Here is a 21438-nt window from a genome sequence, read left to right as displayed (position 1 = left end):
TTAGTAGGAAGTAAAATGGCCGTTGAATTAAATGAATTAAGAGATCAAATTGACGCGGTGGACAAACAAATCGTTGAGCTTTTGGCTCAACGTTTGTCTTTGGTCGAGAAGGTCGGCGAAGTAAAAAGTAAACATGGTTTGCCGATTTACGCACCGGATCGTGAAGCCGCAATGTTGGCATCTCGTCGTGAAGAAGCAGAAAAACGTGGCGTCCCGCCGCAACTGATTGAAGATATTCTGCGCCGCACGATGCGTGAGTCTTACGCGAGCGAAAAAGACTCTGGTTTTAAATGCTTAAATCCAGAATTGCGCTCTATTGTGATTGTCGGTGGTAATGGCCAATTAGGTGGTTTATTTAAGCGCATGTTTGATCTTTCAGGCTACCAGGTTAATGTTCTGGGCAGTCAAGATTGGGATCGTGCTGAAGAATTAGTAAAAGAGGCCGGTATGGTGGTGGTGAGCGTGCCGATCCACTTAACCGACTCGGTGATTAAAAAGTTACCTAAACTACCTGACGATTGTATTTTATGTGATTTAACATCGATTAAAGCAGAGCCTTTATCTGCGATGCTCGAAGCCCATTCAGGCCCTGTAGTTGGCTTACACCCGATGTTTGGTCCAGATATTCCAAGCATGGCTAAGCAGGTGATTATTTGTAGTGATGGTCGCGAGCCTGAAGCTTACCAATGGTTACTGAAGCAATTTGAAATTTGGGGCGCGAGTATTTGTGCGATTGACGCTGATGAGCATGATAATGGAATGACGCTGATCCAAGCGTTGCGCCACTTCACTTCTTTTGCCTATGGCTTGCATTTATCGAAAGAAAACCCAAATCTTGATACCTTAGTGCAGCTTAGTTCGCCGATTTATCGTTTAGAGCTCGCAATGGTTGGCCGTCTGTTTGCGCAGGATCCTGACTTGTACGGCGATATTATTATGTCGTCACAGCGTAATATCGATATGATCAAACGTTTCCATCAACACTTTGGTGAAGCAATTGAGATCTTGGATCATCGTAATAAAGCTGAATTTGTGAAGCAGTTTAATTCGGTATCCGAGTGGTATGGCGATTACTCTCAACAATTTATGCGTGAAAGCCAGAACTTACTCAAACAAGCCAATGATGCTATGCATCGAGGTAAATAAGCACTTTCTAGCTAGATATGATTGGAGCCTTCTTTTATTGATAGAGAAGGCTCATTAGTCTTTTACCGTTACCCAACCATCATCCTCTATCCCAAAATCTTGTAATCCTTCTTTTCTCTTTAGATTGTCTTGTCTGGTGAATGTACTTGATTTATTTAAAACATTAATTGGCGGTTTATTGGTTATGGCCAGTAATAGCTGTAAGTTAATCGTGCGATTAAGCTGCTGAATCAGGTTTGCCCAAGGTACGTATGATTGCTGGTTAAAGAGTTGCTCAATGTTTTCAGGTTGCCATTGCATAAAATCTTGCGGATCTAAGGTTTTACCAATAAAGCGAACTTCGTAATGCAAATGTGAACCCGTCGAATTACCAGTACTGCCACAAAATCCAACTCGGTCACCTTTTTCGACAAACTGTCCTGGTTTGACTGCGAACTGGTTTAAGTGGGCGTAAAGAGTGGAGAAACCAAATGCATGGCGAATTTTTAATAAATTACCGTAACCTTGATTACTAGCTCGGGTCATCTCTATGACGCCATCGGCAGTTGCAAAGATAGGAGTACCAAGTGGGCAGGTTAAATCCATTCCTAGATGTCGTTTCCATTTACCGCTAATGGGATGAAGTCGTTCTCCATAAGGCGAAGAAATTCGGTGGTAGTTGACCGGAATATCATTGGGGATCATGCGAAACAAGCTGGCTTCAATAGCTGGAGCAAGAGGGGAGGTAATCTCTCCTGAATTATCTATTGCAACGAGCGCTTGATCGAAATTGATTGAAGAAGTGAGAGAATTATTGTTCAGAACTTCTGCTTCATCTTGTTCTTGTAAAGAGCCTTGCAGATTTTTATTGGTTGTAAGTTGTTGTTGATATAAAACTTTGTAGTGTTGTAATTCTTGATTAAGGGTGTCGAGTTGATGACGGCTATTTTGCCACTGACTAATGACTACCCATGAAGTTGAAAATAAAAAGAAAATTGAAAAAACAACGAGTGTTTTAAATAGCTTTTGACCTGCTATGAGCTTAAAGATCATCATAGGCCAAATACTCTGTTCGCGCTTTGCGGTAATACGAGAGTGTAGAGGGGGCGGCAATGTGGAATCGAAGTCAGGCATAAGGCACACAAAGTTAAAAATTGGGTTAGCTTATGGTCTACAGTAATTTGTTTAATGGGAAAAGGTTGGACTTGATTAAGCGATAAAATTTACAGCGCTGTTCTCATTTTAAAACTAGGGAGCAATCAATAAAAAATAAAGCCATAACGTGAGAGTAATGGCTTTAGGTTACTTGGGTATTCCGATGTCATTGATAAGCGATACTAGCTAGTCACTACTTAGTCACACGCTTATATTTGATGCGGTGAGGTTCAGCAGCCGCTGCGCCGAGTGTTTGCTTCAACCATTCGCTGTATTCGGTGTAGTTACCTTCGTAGAAGTTCACTTGGCCTTCATCACGGTAATCGAGAATGTGTGTTGCGATACGGTCTAGGAACCAACGGTCATGCGAGATAACCATGGCACACCCTGGGAACTCAAGTAATGCTTCTTCAAGGGCACGTAATGTTTCCACGTCCAAGTCATTGGTCGGTTCATCGAGTAGTAATACGTTACCGCCCGCTTTGAGTAGCTTGGCTAAGTGAACACGGTTACGTTCACCACCAGAAAGCTCGCCAATACGTTTTTGTTGATCAACACCACGGAAGTTAAAGCGAGAGCAGTAAGCACGCGCTGGAATTTCAAAGTTGTTGATCTTGATGATATCAGCGCCTTCCGAGATTTCTTGGAATACCGTGTTGCTATCATTCATGCTGTCACGGAACTGATCAACGGAAGCCAGCTTCACGGTTTCACCTAGTTCAATGGTGCCTGAATCCGGTTGTTCTGTCCCACTTAACATTTTGAATAGGGTTGATTTACCCGCGCCGTTAGCACCGACGATACCAACGATAGCGCCTTTAGGCATGCTGAAAGATAAGTTATCAATCAGAACGCGATCACCGAATGATTTCGTTAAGTTGTTTACTTCAAGAACCTTGTCACCTAAACGCTCGCCCGGCGGAATAAACAGCTCATTGGTTTCGTTACGTTTTTGGTGATCAGATTTGTTAAGTTCTTCAAAGCGCGCCATACGAGCTTTTGATTTCGCTTGGCGACCTTTCGGATTTTGACGAACCCACTCTAACTCTTTTTCAATGGTCTTTTTACGAGCATTTTCAGCTGATGCTTCTTGCGCTAAACGCTCATCTTTTTGCTCTAACCATGAGGTGTAGTTACCTTCCCATGGAATACCTTCACCACGGTCAAGCTCTAGAATCCAACCCGCTGCATTATCAAGGAAGTAACGGTCGTGGGTAATTGCTACCACAGTACCGCTGTAATCAACGAGGAAGTGCTCAAGCCAAGCGACAGATTCAGCATCCAAGTGGTTGGTTGGCTCATCAAGTAGCAACATGTCTGGTTTTTCAAGTAACAGGCGACAAATAGCCACACGGCGACGTTCACCACCTGAAAGGTGTTCAATTTTGGCATCCCACTCAGGAAGACGAAGTGCATCCGCGGCACGCTCGAGTGCATTTTCTAGGTTGTGACCATCTTTCGCTTGAATTAAAGCTTCTAGTTCGCCTTGCTCTTTCGCTAACGCATCAAAATCGGCATCCGGTTCTGCGTAGGCAGCATAAACGGCATCAATTCGTTTCAGTGCATCCGCGACATCTGCCACTGCTTCTTCTACAATTTCACGTACGGTTTTTGATTCATCGAGTACAGGTTCTTGAGGAAGGTAGCCAATATTAAGGCCGGGTTGAGGACGGGCTTCACCATCAATATCGGTATCAATACCTGCCATGATACGTAATAGGGTGGATTTACCAGCGCCATTAAGGCCTAAAACACCAATTTTGGCACCAGGAAAAAAGCTTAGTGAGATATCTTTCAATATTTGACGTTTCGGTGGCACAATTTTGCTCACGCGAGACATGGTATAGACGTATTCAGCCATAGCCGCTCGGATCCTATTCTTTAGAATAAATTGAAAACGTTAGTTTACTCTTTCTCACATAAGATTCACACTAGATGAATGTAAACAAGGTTATTATGCTGAGGAATTTTGAGGCTTGCTTTGGCGACAATGATTAAGCTAAGAGATTAAAAAACATAAATATTTATTGTTTCACAGTATTTGTGAACTCATCATTAGGGAAGTTTGAAATTCATGCTGAATTGTAAAAAGACTCTATTCCTCTGTGTTGTATCGGTCAGCGCAATATTTTCTGCCGCTTATGTTATCGCTCAGCCAATTAGTGAAACTCAGGTGAAAGTGTCTAATTCAACAGACAAAGCGTTATCACCACTCGAGATCCAAAGACAGGTTTATGAACAAGCTCAAGACTTGCTTGATAAAGATGATGTGGAGGGGTATCAAGTGATTCGACCGCAAATTGCTAGCTATCCTTTAACTCCTTATGTTGACTACCGAGCTTTTTTGACGGATATCGAGCATAGAACACCGAAAGAAGTGAATGGTTTTACCGAAAAATTTCAATCGTTTCCATTTTCAGCTCGCGTAAGAGCGAATTACCTTGATGCACTAGCCAAAACGAATCAATGGAAACGGATAACGGAATATCAAACCGAAGAACCTAGAGATCAAAAATATCGTTGTTATTACTATTTTGCCAAGTGGACACAAGGTGAAAAAGAGTTGGCCTATAAAGGCGCTCAAGATTTATGGTTAACAGGGAGTAGTGTGTCGTCGGCTTGTGATCCTCTGTTTGATGAGTGGACAAAAGCTGGATTACGAAATGACGATATGGTTTTACAGCGCATGCTATTGGGGTTTAAATCGTCTAATTCTGGTTTATTTACCTATTTAGATAATATGCTGGTTAGCGATGAAGCAAAACGTCAATCTAAAGATTTACAAGCCTTGTATGCCGATCCTAGTGATGTACTGTCATTCAGTCAAAAGTCGAAAATTACGCCATTCAATCAGCAATTAACGGAATATGCATTTAGAATGCTAATTCGTAAAAATACTGCTCAAGCTGTGGAGTATTACGATCAGGTAATGAAAGGCCAAAAGATCCCTCAATCCGCTCAGGTTGAACTATCCAACTATGCCAGTGCTTGGTTAATGAATACTGATTCCGACAAATTAGCCACATGGCGCGATCAAATGCTGGATAAACAAGGGGTACCTTCTCGCCTGGAGAGACGTGCCCGTATTGCCATTCAAAATGGTGATTGGAATGATTTAGCTCATTGGATAAGTAAACTGCCTGAATATGATCAAAAGACGCTTCGTTGGCAATATTGGTTAGCACGAGTTGAGTATTCTCAAGGTAAAGATGAACAAGCCACTCAACGTTTAAAGAAAATGTTGGGACAACGTAATTTTTACAGTGCTGCGGCTGCCAATTTACTTGGCGAGCCAATTCGTTATCAAAGTAAGTTGTTGAATGAACCATTACCTGATATTTCGAAAGATCAGCCAGCCCTTGATCGTATTGCCGAGATGATTGCGGTTGATAAAATTTATGCAGCAAAAAGCGAATGGCGCTGGTTGTTATGGCATAGTACTCAAAGCGAGAAGAAGGCATTAGTCAAATATGCTTCAGATAAACGTTGGCATAATTTCACTGTGGTTGCCACAATTGAGGCCAATATGTGGGACTATACTAGCTTGCGTTTTCCTATTGCCCACCGTTGGTGGTTTGATTTTTACAGTAAGAAAAATGATGTCCCGCTGATTACTTTAATGTCTCTAGCTCGCCAGGAAAGTGCATTAGATATTGAAGCGCGCTCACCAGTTGGGGCAAGGGGTATCATGCAAATCATGCCTGCTACCGCGAAACATACCGCAGATGTGTATAATTTAAATTATAACGATGCGGATGAACTTTATAATGTTCAAAAGAACATCGAAATAGGTAGTTCTTACCTCGGTGGCTTGTTGGAAGATTTTAATCGCAATAGAATTTTTGCTTTTGCCGCTTATAATGCAGGCCCACATCGTGTGAAGCAGTGGCGAGCACGTACTAATCAAAGTATTGATGCCTACTCATTTATTGAGGCGATTCCTTTTGATGAAACACGTGGCTATGTGCAGAATATTTTAATGTTTGAAACGTATTATCGAAACTTACTTGGTCAAGATGGGGCATTTTTAACCCCTCAAGAAGTAAAGGAAAAATATTAGTCTGATGGATAATTCAAAGCAGCAAACCCATAACGATCAATCGGCACCTGAGTTTGTTAATTGGCAAGATGTATTGTCTCTACTTGGGCATTCTTGTCAGCAAGAACAGTTGGATTTTTTATTGTCGATGCTTTTGACCTATGATGAGCGAGAAGCTCTATTAGCTCGTATGAATATCTTACATGAGCTGATTAAAGGTGAGCGTTCTCAGCGTCAAATTAGTCAAATGTTAGGGGTAGGTGTCGCGACGATTACCCGTGGTTCATCGGAATTGAAAAAGCTGCAACCGGAGCAAAAGCAGCAGTTGCAAGCTATGTTACAAGCTGCTGCAAATCAAGGTTAACTTAACAATACTTAAAGCGGAAAGTGCTTGGCATTTGAAAATGGAATCAATGCCAGCACAAGAGCTTGGTAATAAACCGAACTTCTGGTCAATTGGTGGTGTGTAAGCAAGCCTATTGCACCGCCTTTTTGTTTGATATTTTCAGTGGCAAACACTTCATCCATAACATGGCCAAGCTCTTTACCTTGTTTTACTTTCTCTAATACTCGTGGTGGCAACATTAAACATGCTGAACGTGATTCACCACGTTGTACCTTTCCGTGCTTAGGGTTGCTTTCAATGATCATCCAAGCATAAGTAAATTGGTCTTCAATTCCTGCTTCTAATCCGACGTAAAAATCACCGTCAGTCATTGCTGATTGTGCATTGTGTACTCGATTAAGTGCACCTTGTTTGGTTTCATTGTCATTCATTGGTTGGTCGGGCACTTCACTAGGCACCGATACCCCTTCAAACATAAACTCACACTCTGGAAAACAGGCAGTAAATGCACTTTCTACCGCTTTTATCTTTGCTGGGTTTAACGAAGCAACAACCACTTTTTTAGTACTTTTCATTTATCCTTCCAGTTTGACTTGTGTTGGTTTGATATTTTCGATTGGGTAACATCCCAGTACTTTTAGATGGCGAGTGATTTTAGTTAATTCACTGATCGATTGCTGCATTTCGACTGAGCCGAGATGGGCTTCTAAATCGACATAGAACATTTCTTCCCATGGATTCCCCATAATAGGGCGTGACTCTAGTTTGGTCATATTGATGCCATAACGCTGTAGCACCAATAAGGTTTGTACTAACGAACCTGCTTCTTGGGAAGTCGACATGATTAAAGTCGTTTTGGCTGGGATCTGAGTGGATACTTCAACAGGTTTACGCGCCACAATAATGAATCGAGTGTGATTTTCAGTTTGATTTGCAATGTTTTCTTTTACTACTTGTAAGCCGTAAAGTTTTCCTGTGGTTGAGTTACCAATGGCGGCGACATCAGGGCGATTAAGCTCTTTTACTTTTTGCATCGCATCTGCCGTGCTGACACAGGATTCTAGAGTGACTCCATTTAGGCGGCTTAAAAATTCACTGCATTGTTGGTGTGGTTGAGGGTGAGAGTACAGTGTTTTGATATCTTCTAGACGCATCTCTTGTGGTGCTAATAAACAATGTTCGATAGGCAAGGTCATCTCGCCTACGATGTAAAGCGTCGTGTGTTGTAATAGGTCATATACTTCGTTGATTGAACCTGAGCTGGTGTTTTCAATTGGCAATACGCCAAAATCTGCATGACCAGATTCAACGGTTGAGGTCACTTCTTTAAAGTGTTTGCAATTAAGCTCTATGAGTTCGGTATTTTTACGACTGAAATATTCAAGGCTTGCAAGATGTGAATAAGAGCCTTTTGAACCTAAAAAAGCAACACGAGCCAGTGGCTTACGACTTTCTTGTGGGTTAACTAGGTTTTGCAAGTAGGCTTGTTGTAGCAATACTGAGTCTTCAATGATGGTGTGAAAAATTTTAGTGATATAGGGAGCATCGAGTTGATACTTGTCTTTACCATTATTAATCAGTTTTACCAACAGCTCTTGTTCACGTTGGGCATCACGAACTGGCTTAGCGGTTTCAACTTTGCTTTTAGCAACATCAAGACTTAATGTTCGGCGCTCAGATAAAATCTTTAGCAGTTGATCATCGAGTTCATTTAAGCGAAGTCGAATCGCGTTTAAAGACAGGCTAGGTTGAGAGTTATTGGTATTCATTGAAGAAGAACCGTGCTGCTTAGTCATGTATATTTCCTATAAAAAAGCCCCCCAGGGTGGGAGGCTTTCTGTCCGTTTTTGGCTTATTTTTAAAACGACATCTAGCCCCACCGATTAAGATGGAAAAAAGAAGCCAAAAAAGAACAGAGTGAGTGAATGCATAGTATTAATTTCCTTGGATGAAACTGTACCATAAGCAAGCTCAGGGAAAGCGTCAAGCAAAAAAATGACGCTCAATTGAGCGCCATTAAATTCATGTCTAGTTAATCTTAAATTTCTTCTATCTCTTCTTCTAATTCTCGTTTTTCAGACTGAGCACGTTTCGCTTCAGGTTTATGGCTGAGCTTATTAAGTTGTCGTTCGAGTTTTTGCTCTACCTCATTAATCGCTTTGTACAAATCTTCATTAGATGCAGAGGCAACCAGTTGACCTTTTGGCACGCTAACGGTGACTTCAATTTTTTGCTGCTTGCCAGGTTCTGTACTGATAGTGGCATGACAACCAATCAGATCAATTTGCCATTTTTCTAATTTTTTAAACTTCGCCTCGATGTAGTCACGGATGGAAGAGGTTACTTCAATGTTTTTACCAGTAATGTTTAGTTTCATAAGTTATCTATCCTCTTTTGTCCTTAATTCGTTAACTTCAGATTACTGTTTTATATTGAAATAAATGTGACGTAAATCAAGTTTTATAAGAGTTTCATTGGATGATGAAGTAAATGTGATCGTAAACAAAACCTAGTGATATTGGAGGCTGAAAAGGCTTGTTATTTATCTGGATTTGGGTAAATTAAATCAAATGGCTACTAGAGATTTACATTTTTAGGGACTCGGCTTGAGCCTGAAATTAAGTTGTTTAATTTATCAGCATACCTTTACTTGGCAATGCGCCTACCATCGCTATCAATACGCCTTTCTAACGTCTTAAAAAATAAAAAAGCAGCCTAAGCTGCTTTTATAAAATTACCAATTATATTAGTTATTTTTTACTTTTTCTTATTGAGTTCGATTAATTCTTCAGTGCGTTTAACCGCATCATCTAACCCAAGTTTCTTATAAGCTTCTAGTTGAATTTTTAAAGATTTATGTGCAGCTACCGTATCTGGATAGGTTTTTTGGATTTCTTGGCTGCGGTTAATGGCGGCCACCCAAGCCTCGCGACGTAAATAAAAATCGGCAGAAGAAAGGTCGTATTCCGCTAAGCGATTTTTTAGAAAACTCAAACGAGCACGTGAATCTGCCGCATATAAACTATCTGGGTAACGTTCGAGTAAACGTTTAAAGTCAATGAAGGCCGCTTTTACTGGTTCAGGATCTCTATCATGACGATCAATACCAAATAAAGAATGCATAAAGTTAGAATCTTGCGCCATGTGGGTCAAGCCACGCATGTATAAAACCCAATCAGAACGTTCATGCGTTGGGTTTAAACGTGAAAATCGTTCGATAGACGCTAAAGCGAGTGGATAGTCACCATTTTTATAGTAGGCATAGATGAGATCAAGTTGCACTTGATCTGAATAAGGACCAAATGGGTAACGTGAATCTAAAGCTTCGAGTTTTTTGATTGCTTCCGTCCAGCCACCAGATTGCAGTTCTTGCTGAGCTTGGGTGTAAAGATCCGATGGAGGAATGTCTGGTACTGCGTCTTTATTGTCAGCACAGCCAGCAAGAAAGAGTAGGGAAATAAGTCCCAAAAGGTATTGGCGTTTCATTGTGAGGAGAAAATTCCTTGAATTAAATTTATCGCGTCCGTTACTTCTTACAACTTAACAGATACAATGGTGAATAACACTATTTTACCAATAACGGTGAATAGCCTATTTTATCCATATTGTTGGATATTAGTCTCATGGTTTTTTAAAAAGTTCGATATGGCCCAGCAGATAATACGCACTGATACAGTAAAAGATTCTCAATTAGGGCAACGCTTAGATCAAGCGATTGCTGAATTATTTTCAGAATTCTCACGCTCACGTTTGAAAGAATGGTTGCTTGAAGGCAAGGTTCAAGTCAATGGTGAAGTAATAACAAAACCTCGCATCCGTGTTATGGGTGGGGAGGAAATCACTATTGAAGCTGAGTTAGAAGATGAAGAGCGCTGGGAAGCACAAGATATCCCGTTGGATATCGTGTACGAGGATGATCATATTATTGTCATCAATAAACCACGTGACTTTGTTGTTCACCCAGGAGCAGGTACGCCGGATGGTACGGTATTGAATGCTTTATTGCATCATTACCCAGCGATTGCTGAAGTACCTCGTGCGGGTATTGTGCATCGCCTGGATAAAGATACTACTGGTTTGATGGTGGTTGCCAAAACGGTTCCTGCGCAAACTCGTTTAGTTCGTGCATTGCAAAAACGTAGGATTACTCGTGAATATGAAGCCATCATACTTGGCAATATGACGGCAGGTGGCATGGTTGAAAAACCAATTGGTCGTCACTCGACAAAACGTACCTTAATGGCAGTCAATGAATTAGGTAAACCGGCGGTTACTCATTATCGAGTAGCAGAGCATTTCCGTGTTCATACTCGTATTCGTTTACGTCTTGAAACAGGGCGTACTCACCAAATTCGTGTGCACATGTCTTATATTCAACACCCTCTATTAGGGGATGTGGCTTATGGTGGCCGTGCGCGTATTCCTAAAGGAGCGTCGAAGCAATTAACGGATATGATACGTAGCTTTGATCGTCAAGCGCTGCATGCGGTAATGCTTAAATTTGTTCATCCAGAAACGGGCGAAGAAATGAAATTCCATGCGCCAATCCCAGATGATATGGTCGCAATGACGGAAGCATTACGACAAGATGCCAAAGAAAACAAAGAAGAGGAATAAGGTGAGATGAATAATATTGTTCTTCCCAATTGGCCTGCGCCAAAAAACGTTAAAGCGTTTGCTTCTACTCGTTTGGGAGGGCTATCAAGCGGAGTTTATCAAGGCTTAAACCTTGGTATGCACGTTAATGATGACAACGATATTGTTCAAGCCAACCGTGATGAAGTCGTGCAATTGCTTAATATGCCGACTTCGCCTGTATGGTTAAATCAAACTCACTCAACAACAGTAGTTGAATTACTAAAACCAACACAACACGTGTTAGATGGCGATGGTTCTGTGACGAGCCATAATAAAATCGTTTGTGCTGTGATGACCGCTGATTGTTTACCTGTATTGCTCACCAATACCGATGGTACTCAAGTGGCGGCTGTTCATGCTGGTTGGCGAGGACTGGCCGATGGCATTTTAGAAAATGCTGTTCAACGGTTCACTAAGCCAAGCCAAGTGATGGCTTGGCTTGGTCCAGCTATTGGCCCGAGTGCTTTTGAAGTCGGTGAAGATGTTTATCAAACCTTCACTCAATATGATAGTCATGCTAAAGATGCTTTTACAGTCTGCCAACTTCAGCCAAAAAAATGGCTGGCTGACATGTCGATACTGGCCACTCAGCGTTTAAATCAAGCAGGAGTTGAGCAAGTGTTTGCTAGTCAACGTTGCACCTTCTCTGAGCCTGAATATTTCTATTCTTACCGCCGTGATGGGTTGACAGGACGACAAGCGACCTTTATCTGGATAGAGTAAGTTCACATCACAATCGCTTCGTTGTTGATTCTATCTCTTTGCGAATTATCTTTTTTCTATACTTGAAAAGATCCAACCTAGCATCCATATATAAGCCATAACTAATGTATCTCTTTGGATAATTTTCTTAGAGTGGAGGCTTATTATGCGTTTCGATAAATTTACCAGTAAATTCCAGCTTGCCATTTCTGATGCGCAATCTCTTGCGCTAGGCCGTGATCACCAATTCATTGAGCCTGTACATTTAATGCAAGCATTGCTTAATCAAGATAGCAGTACCATTCGTCCTATTTTTACCATGCTGGGAGTGGATGCAACACAACTGCGATCCCGAGTGGCTCAAGAGTTGGATAAACTCCCTAAAGTGACCGGTATTGGTGGCGATGTACAGGCATCTAAAGCGCTTGGCAATTTATTGAACATCTGTGACAAAATTGCTCAACAACGTAAAGACAGTTATATCTCATCTGAACTGTTTTTGTTGGCGGCGGTGGAAGATAACGGTCCGCTTGGCAAAATGTTTAAAGAGTTTGGGTTAAATAAAAACAACGTCACTAAAGCGATTGATGAGATCCGTGGTGGGCAAAATGTTGACGATCCGAATGCGGAAGAAAAGCGTCAAGCATTAGAAAAATACACCATAGATTTAACCGAACGTGCCGAGCAGGGCAAGCTTGATCCTGTGATTGGACGTGACGATGAGATTCGTCGTACGATTCAAGTTTTACAGCGTCGTACTAAAAACAACCCTGTTTTAATTGGTCAACCAGGTGTTGGTAAAACGGCGATTGTTGAAGGGTTAGCGTTACGTATCGTCAATAATGAAGTGCCTGAAGGTTTGCGTAACCGTCGAGTGCTTTCATTAGATATGGGTGCACTGATCGCAGGGGCGAAATATCGCGGTGAATTTGAAGAGCGTTTAAAAGCCGTATTGAATGAGCTGGCACAAGAAGATGGCAACATCATCTTATTTATTGATGAGCTGCATACTATGGTTGGCGCTGGTAAAGGCGAAGGCTCGATGGACGCTGGTAATATGCTCAAACCTGCTTTGGCTCGTGGTGAGCTTCACTGTGTTGGTGCAACGACGTTAGATGAGTATCGTCAATACGTCGAAAAAGATCCGGCATTGGAACGTCGTTTCCAAAAAGTGCTGGTGGATGAACCAACGGTGGAAGATACGATTGCGATTTTACGTGGTTTGAAAGAACGTTATGAACTTCATCACCACGTTGAAATTACCGATCCAGCGATTGTTGCGGCGGCAAGCTTATCCAATCGTTATGTATCGGATCGTCAATTGCCTGATAAAGCGATCGATTTGATTGATGAAGCAGCATCGAGCATTCGTATCCAAATGGACTCGAAGCCTGAATCGCTGGATCGTTTAGATCGCCGTATTATTCAATTAAAAATCGAACAGCAAGCGTTGCTAAATGAAAGTGATGCGGCAAGTACTAAGCGCCTTGCGATTCTTAACCAAGAGTTGGAAGAAAAAGAGCGTGAATATTCTGAGCTTGAAGAAGTGTGGAAAACCGAAAAAGCCTCACTTTCTGGCACTCAGCATATCAAAGCTGAACTGGAACAAGCTCGCTTAGATATGGATGTAGCTCGCCGTGCCGGTGATTTACAACGTATGTCTGAGTTGCAATATGGCAAGATTCCAGAGCTAGAAAAGCAACTGGAGAATGCTTCACAAGCCGAGAATATTGAGCTGACATTGCTTAAAAATCGAGTGACCGATGCGGAGATTGCTGAAGTTCTCTCCAAGCAAACGGGGATCCCGGTTTCGAAAATGCTTGAAGCCGAGAAAGCTAAATTACTATCGATGGAAACGGTATTGCATGAACGGGTGATTGGCCAGAAAGAAGCGGTAGATGTGGTGTCGAATGCGATTCGTCGTAGTCGTGCTGGTTTGTCGGATCCGAATAAACCGATTGGATCTTTCTTGTTCCTAGGTCCAACCGGGGTAGGTAAAACCGAACTATGTAAAACGTTAGCGAATTTCATGTTTGATAGCGAAGATGCCATGGTTCGGATTGATATGTCTGAGTTTATGGAGAAGCATTCGGTGTCTCGTTTAGTCGGTGCGCCTCCAGGTTATGTTGGCTATGAAGAAGGTGGCTACCTAACCGAAGCGGTTCGCCGTAAACCTTACTCGGTCATTTTACTTGATGAGGTAGAAAAAGCGCATCCAGATGTGTTTAATATTTTACTGCAAGTGTTAGATGATGGACGTTTGACTGATGGGCAAGGCCGCACGGTAGACTTTAAAAATACCGTGGTGATCATGACATCCAACTTAGGTTCTGATCGCATTCAAGAACAGGCGGCAACGTCTGATTATGAATCGATGAAGGCTGAAGTAATGGAAATCGTGAGCCAACACTTTAGACCTGAGTTCTTAAACCGAGTGGATGAAAGCGTGGTATTCCATCCATTAGGCAAAGAGCAAATTAAGTCAATTGCATCGATTCAACTGGATCGTCTACGTCAACGTATGGCGGAAAAAGAGTACGAATTAGATGTGAATGATGAAGTGTTGTCGTTGGTAGCTGCTGTGGGGTTTGACCCTGTATATGGGGCTCGCCCACTAAAACGTGCGATCCAACAAATGGTTGAAAACCCATTGGCTCGTTCAATTTTAGCTGGGGAATTAATTCCTGGACAGAAAGTACATCTAACGGTTAAAGATGATGAGATCGTTGCTCATCAATCTTAATTGAATCGTTAATGAGTAAAAAGGGAGCCATGTGCTCCCTTTTTCTTTTAAGTTTTAAGTTCATTCATTACGCAAAATTGGCGTTAATTCTCATATTCAAATACTCTTCCGCTGTCATTGCTGGGTATTTTTTTTCCGGCCCTTGAATTACCTTGTCTTTATTGGCCTGACAGAAAAATGCCATGCTATAGCGTGAACCTTGATTTTCTTGTGGGTAGGGCATGCGAACGCGGTGCAAGGTCGATTTTAACTTATCATCACTCCAACGCATTAACATATCGCCAATATTACAAGTAATGACTCCCGCCTGTGGTTTTACATTACTCCAGACTTGCTGATGTTGAGAGTCTTTTCCTGCTGCAACCTGTAACCCTCCTTGATTCGGTTGTTGGAATACCATCGTCAAACAATCAAAATCAGTATGAGCGCCAGCGCGCCAATGTTCTTCACCTTGTGGCAGTTGCGCCATTGGTAAATAGTGAAGCAGTCTTAATGTACTTTGATATTGCGGTGAGCTCGGTTGGTGGACTTGTGTGAAAAAGTCGCGTTCAAAGCCCAGTTTATCGGCAAAGCAGGACAGGATGTTCATACCGAGTTGCCACGCTTGAGTTTCAAAATTCAGCATATCTTGTTGGAAGCTGGCTAGAGGCGCTTGGCTTGGCCATATTCCCCCCATGTGAGGACGCGTGATTTGATAGGATTCTTTTTGATCGGCAGTACCGGTGGAAGGACGCACCTGTTGTTTGAATTCCCAACCGGCATTTTTACCCGGTTTTAAACTTAATGTTTGTTTCTCTTGATTAGGTAAAGAGAATAATTGTTCAGTCAGTTTAAAAGCATGTTGTATTTCGGGAAGCGCAATTGAGTGGTGCTTAACTTGAAAGAATCCGACTTCAGTTGCTGCTTGCCATAATGCTTCGGTGATTTCTAAGCGTCGAAATTCAAAATTACTCATGTCTATCACTGGAATATGGCTTTGTTTGGCATCTATGCCTTTTCCTCCAATGGTCGATTCAAACTGTAATTCATCCAATGAGTAAGCTGTGTTTGTCATATTATTTCTCCAATAGTCAAGCGTATGCTTAGTGATTGGAGCAATGTCCAGCAATGGTTGCCCACTACAGACCGCTTCTACTCCTGTTGACGATGTTTTTTATTCAGTAAATTTCTTAATGGTTATTTCTTTGATCACCAGACGCCTTGGTGTATTTGCGCTGCTTGCTCTTCCATTAGTGGGCCAATAATTTCCATTGGCCTTTGACCTGCAGAAAAAACGGTGCGGCAAGGTAAATCCAACGTTGGATTTTCTGGATGATTCCCCGTGATTTGTTTTAGTCGATGTTCACTTAATCCGTAAACAACTCGTCCTACGCCAGCCCAATAAATCGCGCCTGAACACATGGCGCAAGGCTCCGCTGAAATATACAAAGTGCAATTTTTCAAATAATCAGGACGATATTGTTGACTCGCTTCCGTCATGATTAATCGTTCAGCATGGCCTGTCATATCGTTATTGGGTAAGTAACCATTGATTTGCTCAAGTAGCACTTCACCTTGACCATTAACTAAAATTGCCGCGAACGGATGGATGCCTTGTCGCTTGGCTTTTTCTGCTAAATCGAAACTTTTTTGCAGGTATGCTTTGTCTTGTTCTGGTGTCATGTTATTGCTCCTTAATGGCTTTTATCTTGAGGTAAACTCCAAGCGAAGAACCCTTTTTGAATCCAATGTGCGGATTTGAATAGCAGCATGCTAACCGCGGATAAAAAGACTAAGGCAGCAAAGGCTTGTGGAATTTTGAAATATGACGTTGAGAATTGAACAAAATAGCCAAGGCCTTTTTCGGCAGCGACAAATTCTGAAATAACCGCACCAATGACCGACAAGGTAATCGCCACCTTCACACCGCTAAATATATGAGGAATGGCATACGGAAGACGTATTTGCCAAATGGTTTTGGCTTGTGACACGTTCAGTGATTTGGATAATTCAATAAATTCGGAAGGTGTTGATAGCATACCGGTAGTGGCAGAAACCACTAATGGGAAGAAAGTAATTAAGCAGGTAATAGCTAATCGCGGCGCATCTCCCGTTCCTAAAATGACGATGAGTAAAGGTGCGATGGCAACCACTGGCGTGGATTGAATGATCACCAGTAATGGGAATACAGCTTTGGTTAAAAATTTAGAGCTGACCATCATGATGGCTAAAGGAATACTGATTAATAGCGATAAGCCAAAACCGAGCAATGCAATTCTTAATGTTGCCCACAGATTATCAAACCAACGTTCAGCGGAGACTTGCATAAAGGCTTCTGCTATTGCAGATGGAGCGGGCAGAATAAAGTTTGGAATCGCAAATACGCGGCAGATTATTTCCCATATTGGTAGAATCGCCAACATTGCCAGTAATGGTAGGCTATCTTTATAGAGTTTTTTAATAGACATACTATTTCCTTATAGTGACGCCGTATGAATAAACAGTAGCGAGGCTAGGCGACTGTTCTTATTTGGGATACATTGCTTTTTTTCTCGTGCTGCATTGAGGGCGGAGAGTAAAAGTGTTCCCTTATTTTTCCAGTGTATTCAGCGAATAATGGATGCTGAATGGTCTCGAGCGTTCTGGGTCTCGGTAAGTCGATATTAATTTCTTCGACTACCGTACTTGGGCGAGGGCCCATCACTAATACTTTGTCTGACAATAAGACGGCTTCAGATATGGAGTGAGTGATGAATAACACGGTTTTAGGCTTTTCATTCCACAGGCGTAGTAATTCAAATCCCATTTCTTCTCGGGTTAGTGCATCTAGCGCCGAAAATGGCTCATCCATAATTAAAATGTCTGGATCAAGTAACAAAGCTCTCGCGATACCGACTCTTTGCTGCATGCCACCGGATAGTTGGTCTGGCATGCTGTTATGAAAATCGTTTAATCCCACTTTATTGATTAGCTGTTTCGCAAAATCACGCTCTTTATCCGTGATGTGGCCAAACTTATGCTTGAGTGGAAAGAGCACATTATCAAGAACATTTTTCCACGGTAATAACGTTGGTTTCTGAAAGACGATACCAATATCTTCCCTAGGCTCTGTTACTTGTCGGCCAAATATTTCAACTTGACCTTCGCTAGATAACATTAAGCCGGAGAGTAGTCGTAATAATGTCGACTTACCGCAGCCTGAAGGTCCAACAATCGAAATAAATTGGTTTTTCTCTACATCAAAGTTAACGTTATCGAGCACTTTGACTGAGCCGTTATCGCTGTGATATGTGTGGCCAACCTGTTTGAAAGAAACAAAAGGGTTCATGATTGGCCTCCAGGGATAAAGTCACGAGTAATGGCACTTTCTGGATCAAATTTTGATGCATTTAACTGTTGGGCTTCTGCTGTCCATTTCCAGGTTTCAGCTAATCTTTCAGGTGTAAAGGCACCAATGCCATCTTTGTTACTAACATCATTAATAACCAAGCCTTCAATGGAGATGATGGTATCGGTAGCTTGTTTGATATCGACTTCAGGAACCATGTTATGGACACCTTTCGCACTTTGTTCTGGGTGGGCCCATGTGTAAGCCACGGCTTTGGCATAAGCCTTAACAAAGCGTTTTGCTACATCTGGCTTTTCCGCTAAAAAACGATCGCTGGCAATTAACGAAGAAGAATAAAAATCTAACCCTGCATCATGCCAAGGTAAAATTTTTAATTTTTTCCCAACGGCTTCGGCTTGGCTCTGGTTTTTAACGCTGTCCGTTACCCACGAAATCATGACATCTGATTTTCCAGTGATCAGCATTGGGTTAAGAGCACCAGGATCCGCTTTAGTGAGAGTTACGCTATCTTCTTCTACATGATTTTTTCTTAATAAAAGAGGTAAGAAGACATTTGCAGAGGTGAAAGGGGACGTAACAATTTTTTTATTGGCAACATCTTTCACCGAGTTAATGCCTGAATTATCTAAAACGTAAAAAGCATAAGGTGCTTTACTAAATAATGAGTAGATCGCTTTGACTGGTACGTCATCATTGGCTTTTGCTACTAATAAGGAAACCAGATCGGAGGAACCAATATCCGCAGTGCCAGTTGCTACCTTGGTAATCGCGTCGGTTGAGCCCTTTCCTTGCCTAATCGTAACATCGAGATCTTGCTCGGCAAAAAAGCCTTGTTGAACGGCAACATAAACAGGGGCTTTATCTCCTCCCGGTAACCAGTCTAATTGAAAGTTAACTTTATCGGCAGCCAGAACATTAGTGCTAGTGGATAGGGCTGCTGTGGTTAACGTTAAGTGGATCCATTGCTTGATTGAAAGTTTCATTTGGTTCTCCTTTACTCAATATAATTCCAAATAGCTTGAATGATGATTCATATAGCGCTTTAGTAATTTTTGGTAATGGTGAGCAATGTCCCGATGTTTCTCATCTAACCGCTTCTACTCACAGCTATGTTGTAACGCATAGGGAATGGAGCAAACGCTGTGCCAATTTGGTCTAAAAAGCGATAAATAGATTTATTGTTAGAAATAACATTTATTTAACAGGCCTTTTTTTATTCTCTGCGGTTTTTAGGTTTTAACTTTGGTGCATTTAGTTGCGTTGAAAAGGTGCGTAAAGGCAATAATGCATTTATTTGGTGCAAGTAACTTTTATTGTTGAACTGCAAGTCACTGTATAAAGGGGAGATTGTAAGATATGTTTTTGGCTTATTACTTGCTTACTCATGTATGAATGTTATTAATAATGAGTAGAAGCGGTTAGGTGCTTTGCACTGGGACATTGCTCATATCATGTCGAAATAGGCTGGTGGAGTGATCATGAAATATCTAATTAAAGGTGCAAAAGGAATAGTAACTGAGCAAGCAGCAACGGATATAAGAATAGAAGCAGGGATCATTACAGAGGTTGGCTCTGAGCTATTGATAGAAAAAGGTGAACAGCTTATTGATGCTAGTCAATGTGTGGTTTACCCCGGTTTTGTTAATACCCATCATCATTTGGCTCAATCGATTCTAAAAGGGATTCCGGCTGGGCTTAATCAATCCCTTGGTGATTGGCTTGCTAGTGTGCCTTATCAATATTGGCCTAAAATTACCCCTGAAATAATGTACAGCGCAGCATGTCTTGGATTTTATGATTTGATTCGCTCAGGTGTCACGACTTGCGCAGACCATCATTATCTATATCACTCTAAGACTTCACCTGAATTAGAAGCTGTGGTATGGCAAGCCGCGGAAGATATGGGAATGCGTTTGGTGCTTTGTCGAGGTGGCGCGACAACCAAAGGAACACATAAAGGGCTTGCAAAAGCTGGTATTGAACCTGAATCTATAGATCTAATGTTACGTCGTCTTGATGATAGTTATAGTCAATACCACCAAAATACCGATATGCCGATGAGGCAACTTGTGGTTGCGCCGACAAGTCTTATTCATTCATCCCCTGCCGAAGACTTAAAGTTACTTTCTCGTTTTGCCCGCGAAAATAAGTTAAAAATGCACTCCCATTTATTAGAGGTTGAATTTGATCAGCAACAATCTCTTGCTAAGTACGGAAAAAGCGCCGTTGATTTTGCGGCAGAGTGCGAATGGCTTGGTAGCGATGTCTGGTTTGCTCATTTAGTCCAGGCTAGTGAGCAGGATATCAATACGTTATCTGAAACAAAAACCGGAATTTCACATTGTCCAACGTCTAATTGTCGTTTGGGGAGTGGGATCGCCCCTATTATTGAAATGCAGAAAGCAGGGATGCCAATCAGTATTGGTGTTGATGGCTCAGCATCGTCTGAATCAGGTTCAATGCTTCAGGAATTGAATTTAACTTGGTTAATACACCGAGCAACTAATGGAGCGGAAAGTACTCGATTAGACAAAGTGCTTGAATGGGGAACTCAAAACGGGGCTTCTATATTAGGTTTGGATAAAATAGGTAAAATAGAAGTCGGTTTTGCTGCGGATATCGTACTTTATGATTTAAACCAAGTTCGTTATCAAGGAAGTCACTCGACCTTATACGCGCCTATCTTATGTGGTGAACCTGCCGAAATAAAACTCAGTATGATAAATGGCAATGTGGTTTACCAAAATGAAGCTTGTTTGGTAGATAAAGAAAGCTTGATTGCGAAAGCACAATCGTCATTTCGAGATTTGCTCACGAGAGTGAGAGGCTAAAACACCCTATTTTTTCATTTTTCTGTGGAAAACCTGTGTGTTTAACCGGTGTAAATATGTATAAATAAAGGTTTGAATGCAAAGTGAACACTTGACGTTTATTTTTAACTTTTTTTGTGAAAAGTGCTTGCCAATAAGAATCGGTTCTCTATAATGCGACCTCACTGACACGGAGCACGCAGCCTAGCTGCAGCAACGAGTCAAGCGGTTCAGACCTTCTCAAAAAGGTTAACGAAATTAAATTGAAAAAGTGTTTGACACTCTCAATCAAATCGTTAGAATGGCCGCCCTGTTCAACGAGACGCAGTCACGAAGAACAACGCTCTTTAACAATTTAAACCTATCAATCTGTGTGGGCACTCGTTGATGATAATCAATATAGCTTCTTAGGAAGCAAAATGATTTCAATGAACTGAGTGACCAATCAGTTATTAGTTTACTAATAATTGGCACAGTCAATTCATTATCATTCTGTTGGAATGATAATAGCTTTAAATTACTTAGGTAGTTTGAAGTCAGTATTCGTTGAGT

At 41.6% G+C, this 21438-nt stretch carries 18 protein-coding genes and 1 other annotated feature; of the genes, 7 read left to right on the top strand and 11 right to left on the bottom strand.

Features of this window, described 5'->3' with window-relative positions:
- Positions 1-15 precede the first annotated feature (15 nt).
- Complete coding sequence (gene tyrA, locus VRUMOI_RS09905) at positions 16-1146, top strand: bifunctional chorismate mutase/prephenate dehydrogenase (RefSeq protein ID WP_089138903.1); 1131 nt, start codon at positions 16-18, stop codon at positions 1144-1146.
- 54 nt (positions 1147-1200) lie between these two features.
- Here tyrA and VRUMOI_RS09900 read toward each other — a convergent pair whose 3' ends face one another.
- Entirely contained in the window at positions 1201-2259 is a 1059-nt protein-coding gene (locus tag VRUMOI_RS09900; protein WP_089138902.1) for a M23 family metallopeptidase, read from the bottom strand.
- A gap of 214 nt (positions 2260-2473) precedes the next feature.
- A complete protein-coding gene (gene ettA, locus VRUMOI_RS09895) occupies positions 2474-4141 on the bottom strand; it encodes an energy-dependent translational throttle protein EttA (RefSeq protein WP_089138901.1) in 1668 nt (555 codons plus the stop codon).
- A gap of 213 nt (positions 4142-4354) precedes the next feature.
- Between ettA and VRUMOI_RS09890 the strand changes: the two genes are divergently transcribed.
- The gene (locus VRUMOI_RS09890) at positions 4355-6340 is read left to right on the top strand and encodes a transglycosylase SLT domain-containing protein (RefSeq protein ID WP_089138900.1); all 1986 of its coding nucleotides are present in this window, start codon (positions 4355-4357) and stop codon (positions 6338-6340) included.
- Positions 6341-6344: 4 nt separating this feature from the next.
- Positions 6345-6683, top strand: a complete 339-nt coding sequence (gene trpR, locus VRUMOI_RS09885) for a trp operon repressor (RefSeq protein ID WP_089138899.1) — start codon at positions 6345-6347, stop codon at positions 6681-6683.
- A gap of 11 nt (positions 6684-6694) precedes the next feature.
- On the opposite strand, the gene yjjX is transcribed toward trpR, so the two are convergent.
- The 4 genes from yjjX to bamD form a co-directional block, all read right to left on the bottom strand.
- Positions 6695-7240, bottom strand: a complete 546-nt coding sequence (gene yjjX / locus VRUMOI_RS09880) for an inosine/xanthosine triphosphatase (RefSeq protein ID WP_089138898.1) — start codon at positions 7238-7240, stop codon at positions 6695-6697.
- Positions 7241-8434 carry a prephenate dehydratase gene (pheA, locus tag VRUMOI_RS09875; protein WP_089138939.1) on the bottom strand — a complete coding sequence of 398 codons (1194 nt, stop codon included), beginning with the start codon at positions 8432-8434 and terminating at the stop codon, positions 7241-7243.
- Positions 8435-8472: 38 nt separating this feature from the next.
- Positions 8473-8594 (bottom strand) — a sequence feature (Phe leader region).
- 109 nt (positions 8595-8703) lie between these two features.
- Entirely contained in the window at positions 8704-9042 is a 339-nt protein-coding gene (gene hpf, locus VRUMOI_RS09870; RefSeq protein ID WP_089138897.1) for a ribosome hibernation-promoting factor, HPF/YfiA family, read from the bottom strand.
- A 380-nt stretch (positions 9043-9422) separates the two neighbouring features.
- Positions 9423-10151 (bottom strand): outer membrane protein assembly factor BamD, encoded by a 729-nt coding sequence (bamD, locus tag VRUMOI_RS09865; RefSeq protein WP_089138896.1) that lies wholly within the window; start codon positions 10149-10151, stop codon positions 9423-9425.
- 159 nt (positions 10152-10310) lie between these two features.
- Between bamD and rluD the strand changes: the two genes are divergently transcribed.
- The 3 genes from rluD to clpB all read left to right on the top strand — a co-directional run bounded on the left by rluD (position 10311) and on the right by clpB (position 14748).
- Complete coding sequence (gene rluD, locus VRUMOI_RS09860) at positions 10311-11282, top strand: 23S rRNA pseudouridine(1911/1915/1917) synthase RluD (RefSeq protein ID WP_089138895.1); 972 nt, start codon at positions 10311-10313, stop codon at positions 11280-11282.
- Between the two features lie 6 nt (positions 11283-11288).
- The gene (gene pgeF, locus VRUMOI_RS09855) at positions 11289-12026 is read left to right on the top strand and encodes a peptidoglycan editing factor PgeF (protein WP_089138894.1); all 738 of its coding nucleotides are present in this window, start codon (positions 11289-11291) and stop codon (positions 12024-12026) included.
- Positions 12027-12171: 145 nt separating this feature from the next.
- Positions 12172-14748, top strand: coding sequence for an ATP-dependent chaperone ClpB (clpB, locus tag VRUMOI_RS09850; protein WP_089138893.1), 2577 nt, complete (start codon positions 12172-12174; stop codon positions 14746-14748).
- Between the two features lie 67 nt (positions 14749-14815).
- Here clpB and VRUMOI_RS09845 read toward each other — a convergent pair whose 3' ends face one another.
- The 5 genes from VRUMOI_RS09845 to VRUMOI_RS09825 all read right to left on the bottom strand — a co-directional run bounded on the left by VRUMOI_RS09845 (position 14816) and on the right by VRUMOI_RS09825 (position 19059).
- Positions 14816-15802, bottom strand: a complete 987-nt coding sequence (locus VRUMOI_RS09845; RefSeq protein ID WP_089138892.1) for an isopenicillin N synthase family dioxygenase — start codon at positions 15800-15802, stop codon at positions 14816-14818.
- Positions 15803-15936: 134 nt separating this feature from the next.
- Positions 15937-16410: a nucleoside deaminase gene (locus tag VRUMOI_RS09840; RefSeq protein WP_089138891.1), complete on the bottom strand. Its 474-nt coding sequence runs from the start codon at positions 16408-16410 to the stop codon at positions 15937-15939.
- An 11-nt stretch (positions 16411-16421) separates the two neighbouring features.
- The gene (locus tag VRUMOI_RS09835; RefSeq protein WP_089138890.1) at positions 16422-17195 is read right to left on the bottom strand and encodes an ABC transporter permease; all 774 of its coding nucleotides are present in this window, start codon (positions 17193-17195) and stop codon (positions 16422-16424) included.
- 44 nt (positions 17196-17239) lie between these two features.
- Positions 17240-18055, bottom strand: coding sequence for an ABC transporter ATP-binding protein (locus VRUMOI_RS09830; protein ID WP_089138889.1), 816 nt, complete (start codon positions 18053-18055; stop codon positions 17240-17242).
- On the bottom strand, positions 18052-19059 hold the full coding sequence (locus VRUMOI_RS09825; protein WP_089138888.1) for an ABC transporter substrate-binding protein: 1008 nt from the start codon (positions 19057-19059) through the stop codon (positions 18052-18054). The genes VRUMOI_RS09830 and VRUMOI_RS09825 overlap by 4 nt, the downstream gene beginning before the upstream one ends.
- 495 nt (positions 19060-19554) lie before the next feature.
- Here VRUMOI_RS09825 and VRUMOI_RS09820 point away from each other — a divergent pair, with 495 nt between their 5' ends.
- Positions 19555-20907: an amidohydrolase family protein gene (locus VRUMOI_RS09820; RefSeq protein ID WP_089138887.1), complete on the top strand. Its 1353-nt coding sequence runs from the start codon at positions 19555-19557 to the stop codon at positions 20905-20907.
- Positions 20908-21438: the final 531 nt, after the last annotated feature.

Source organism: Vibrio rumoiensis, from assembly GCF_002218045.2.
GTDB classification, from domain to species: domain Bacteria; phylum Pseudomonadota; class Gammaproteobacteria; order Enterobacterales; family Vibrionaceae; genus Vibrio; species Vibrio rumoiensis.
Note: the sequence above shows the minus strand (reverse complement) of the source record. Positions and strands in the feature narration are given on the sequence as shown.

What these genes read in the sequence shown, in the direction of transcription:
- tyrA (WP_089138903.1), top strand. Translation starts at nt 16, where the DNA reads ATGGCCGTTGAATTAAATGAATTAAGAGATCAAATTGACGCGGTGGAC.
- VRUMOI_RS09900 (WP_089138902.1), bottom strand. Translation starts at nt 2,259, where the DNA reads ATGCCTGACTTCGATTCCACATTGCCGCCCCCTCTACACTCTCGTATT.
- ettA (WP_089138901.1), bottom strand. Translation starts at nt 4,141, where the DNA reads ATGGCTGAATACGTCTATACCATGTCTCGCGTGAGCAAAATTGTGCCA.
- VRUMOI_RS09890 (WP_089138900.1), top strand. Translation starts at nt 4,355, where the DNA reads ATGCTGAATTGTAAAAAGACTCTATTCCTCTGTGTTGTATCGGTCAGC.
- trpR (WP_089138899.1), top strand. Translation starts at nt 6,345, where the DNA reads ATGGATAATTCAAAGCAGCAAACCCATAACGATCAATCGGCACCTGAG.
- yjjX (WP_089138898.1), bottom strand. Translation starts at nt 7,240, where the DNA reads ATGAAAAGTACTAAAAAAGTGGTTGTTGCTTCGTTAAACCCAGCAAAG.
- pheA (WP_089138939.1), bottom strand. Translation starts at nt 8,434, where the DNA reads ATGAATACCAATAACTCTCAACCTAGCCTGTCTTTAAACGCGATTCGA.
- hpf (WP_089138897.1), bottom strand. Translation starts at nt 9,042, where the DNA reads ATGAAACTAAACATTACTGGTAAAAACATTGAAGTAACCTCTTCCATC.
- bamD (WP_089138896.1), bottom strand. Translation starts at nt 10,151, where the DNA reads ATGAAACGCCAATACCTTTTGGGACTTATTTCCCTACTCTTTCTTGCT.
- rluD (WP_089138895.1), top strand. Translation starts at nt 10,311, where the DNA reads ATGGCCCAGCAGATAATACGCACTGATACAGTAAAAGATTCTCAATTA.
- pgeF (WP_089138894.1), top strand. Translation starts at nt 11,289, where the DNA reads ATGAATAATATTGTTCTTCCCAATTGGCCTGCGCCAAAAAACGTTAAA.
- clpB (WP_089138893.1), top strand. Translation starts at nt 12,172, where the DNA reads ATGCGTTTCGATAAATTTACCAGTAAATTCCAGCTTGCCATTTCTGAT.
- VRUMOI_RS09845 (WP_089138892.1), bottom strand. Translation starts at nt 15,802, where the DNA reads ATGACAAACACAGCTTACTCATTGGATGAATTACAGTTTGAATCGACC.
- VRUMOI_RS09840 (WP_089138891.1), bottom strand. Translation starts at nt 16,410, where the DNA reads ATGACACCAGAACAAGACAAAGCATACCTGCAAAAAAGTTTCGATTTA.
- VRUMOI_RS09835 (WP_089138890.1), bottom strand. Translation starts at nt 17,195, where the DNA reads ATGTCTATTAAAAAACTCTATAAAGATAGCCTACCATTACTGGCAATG.
- VRUMOI_RS09830 (WP_089138889.1), bottom strand. Translation starts at nt 18,055, where the DNA reads ATGAACCCTTTTGTTTCTTTCAAACAGGTTGGCCACACATATCACAGC.
- VRUMOI_RS09825 (WP_089138888.1), bottom strand. Translation starts at nt 19,059, where the DNA reads ATGAAACTTTCAATCAAGCAATGGATCCACTTAACGTTAACCACAGCA.
- VRUMOI_RS09820 (WP_089138887.1), top strand. Translation starts at nt 19,555, where the DNA reads ATGAAATATCTAATTAAAGGTGCAAAAGGAATAGTAACTGAGCAAGCA.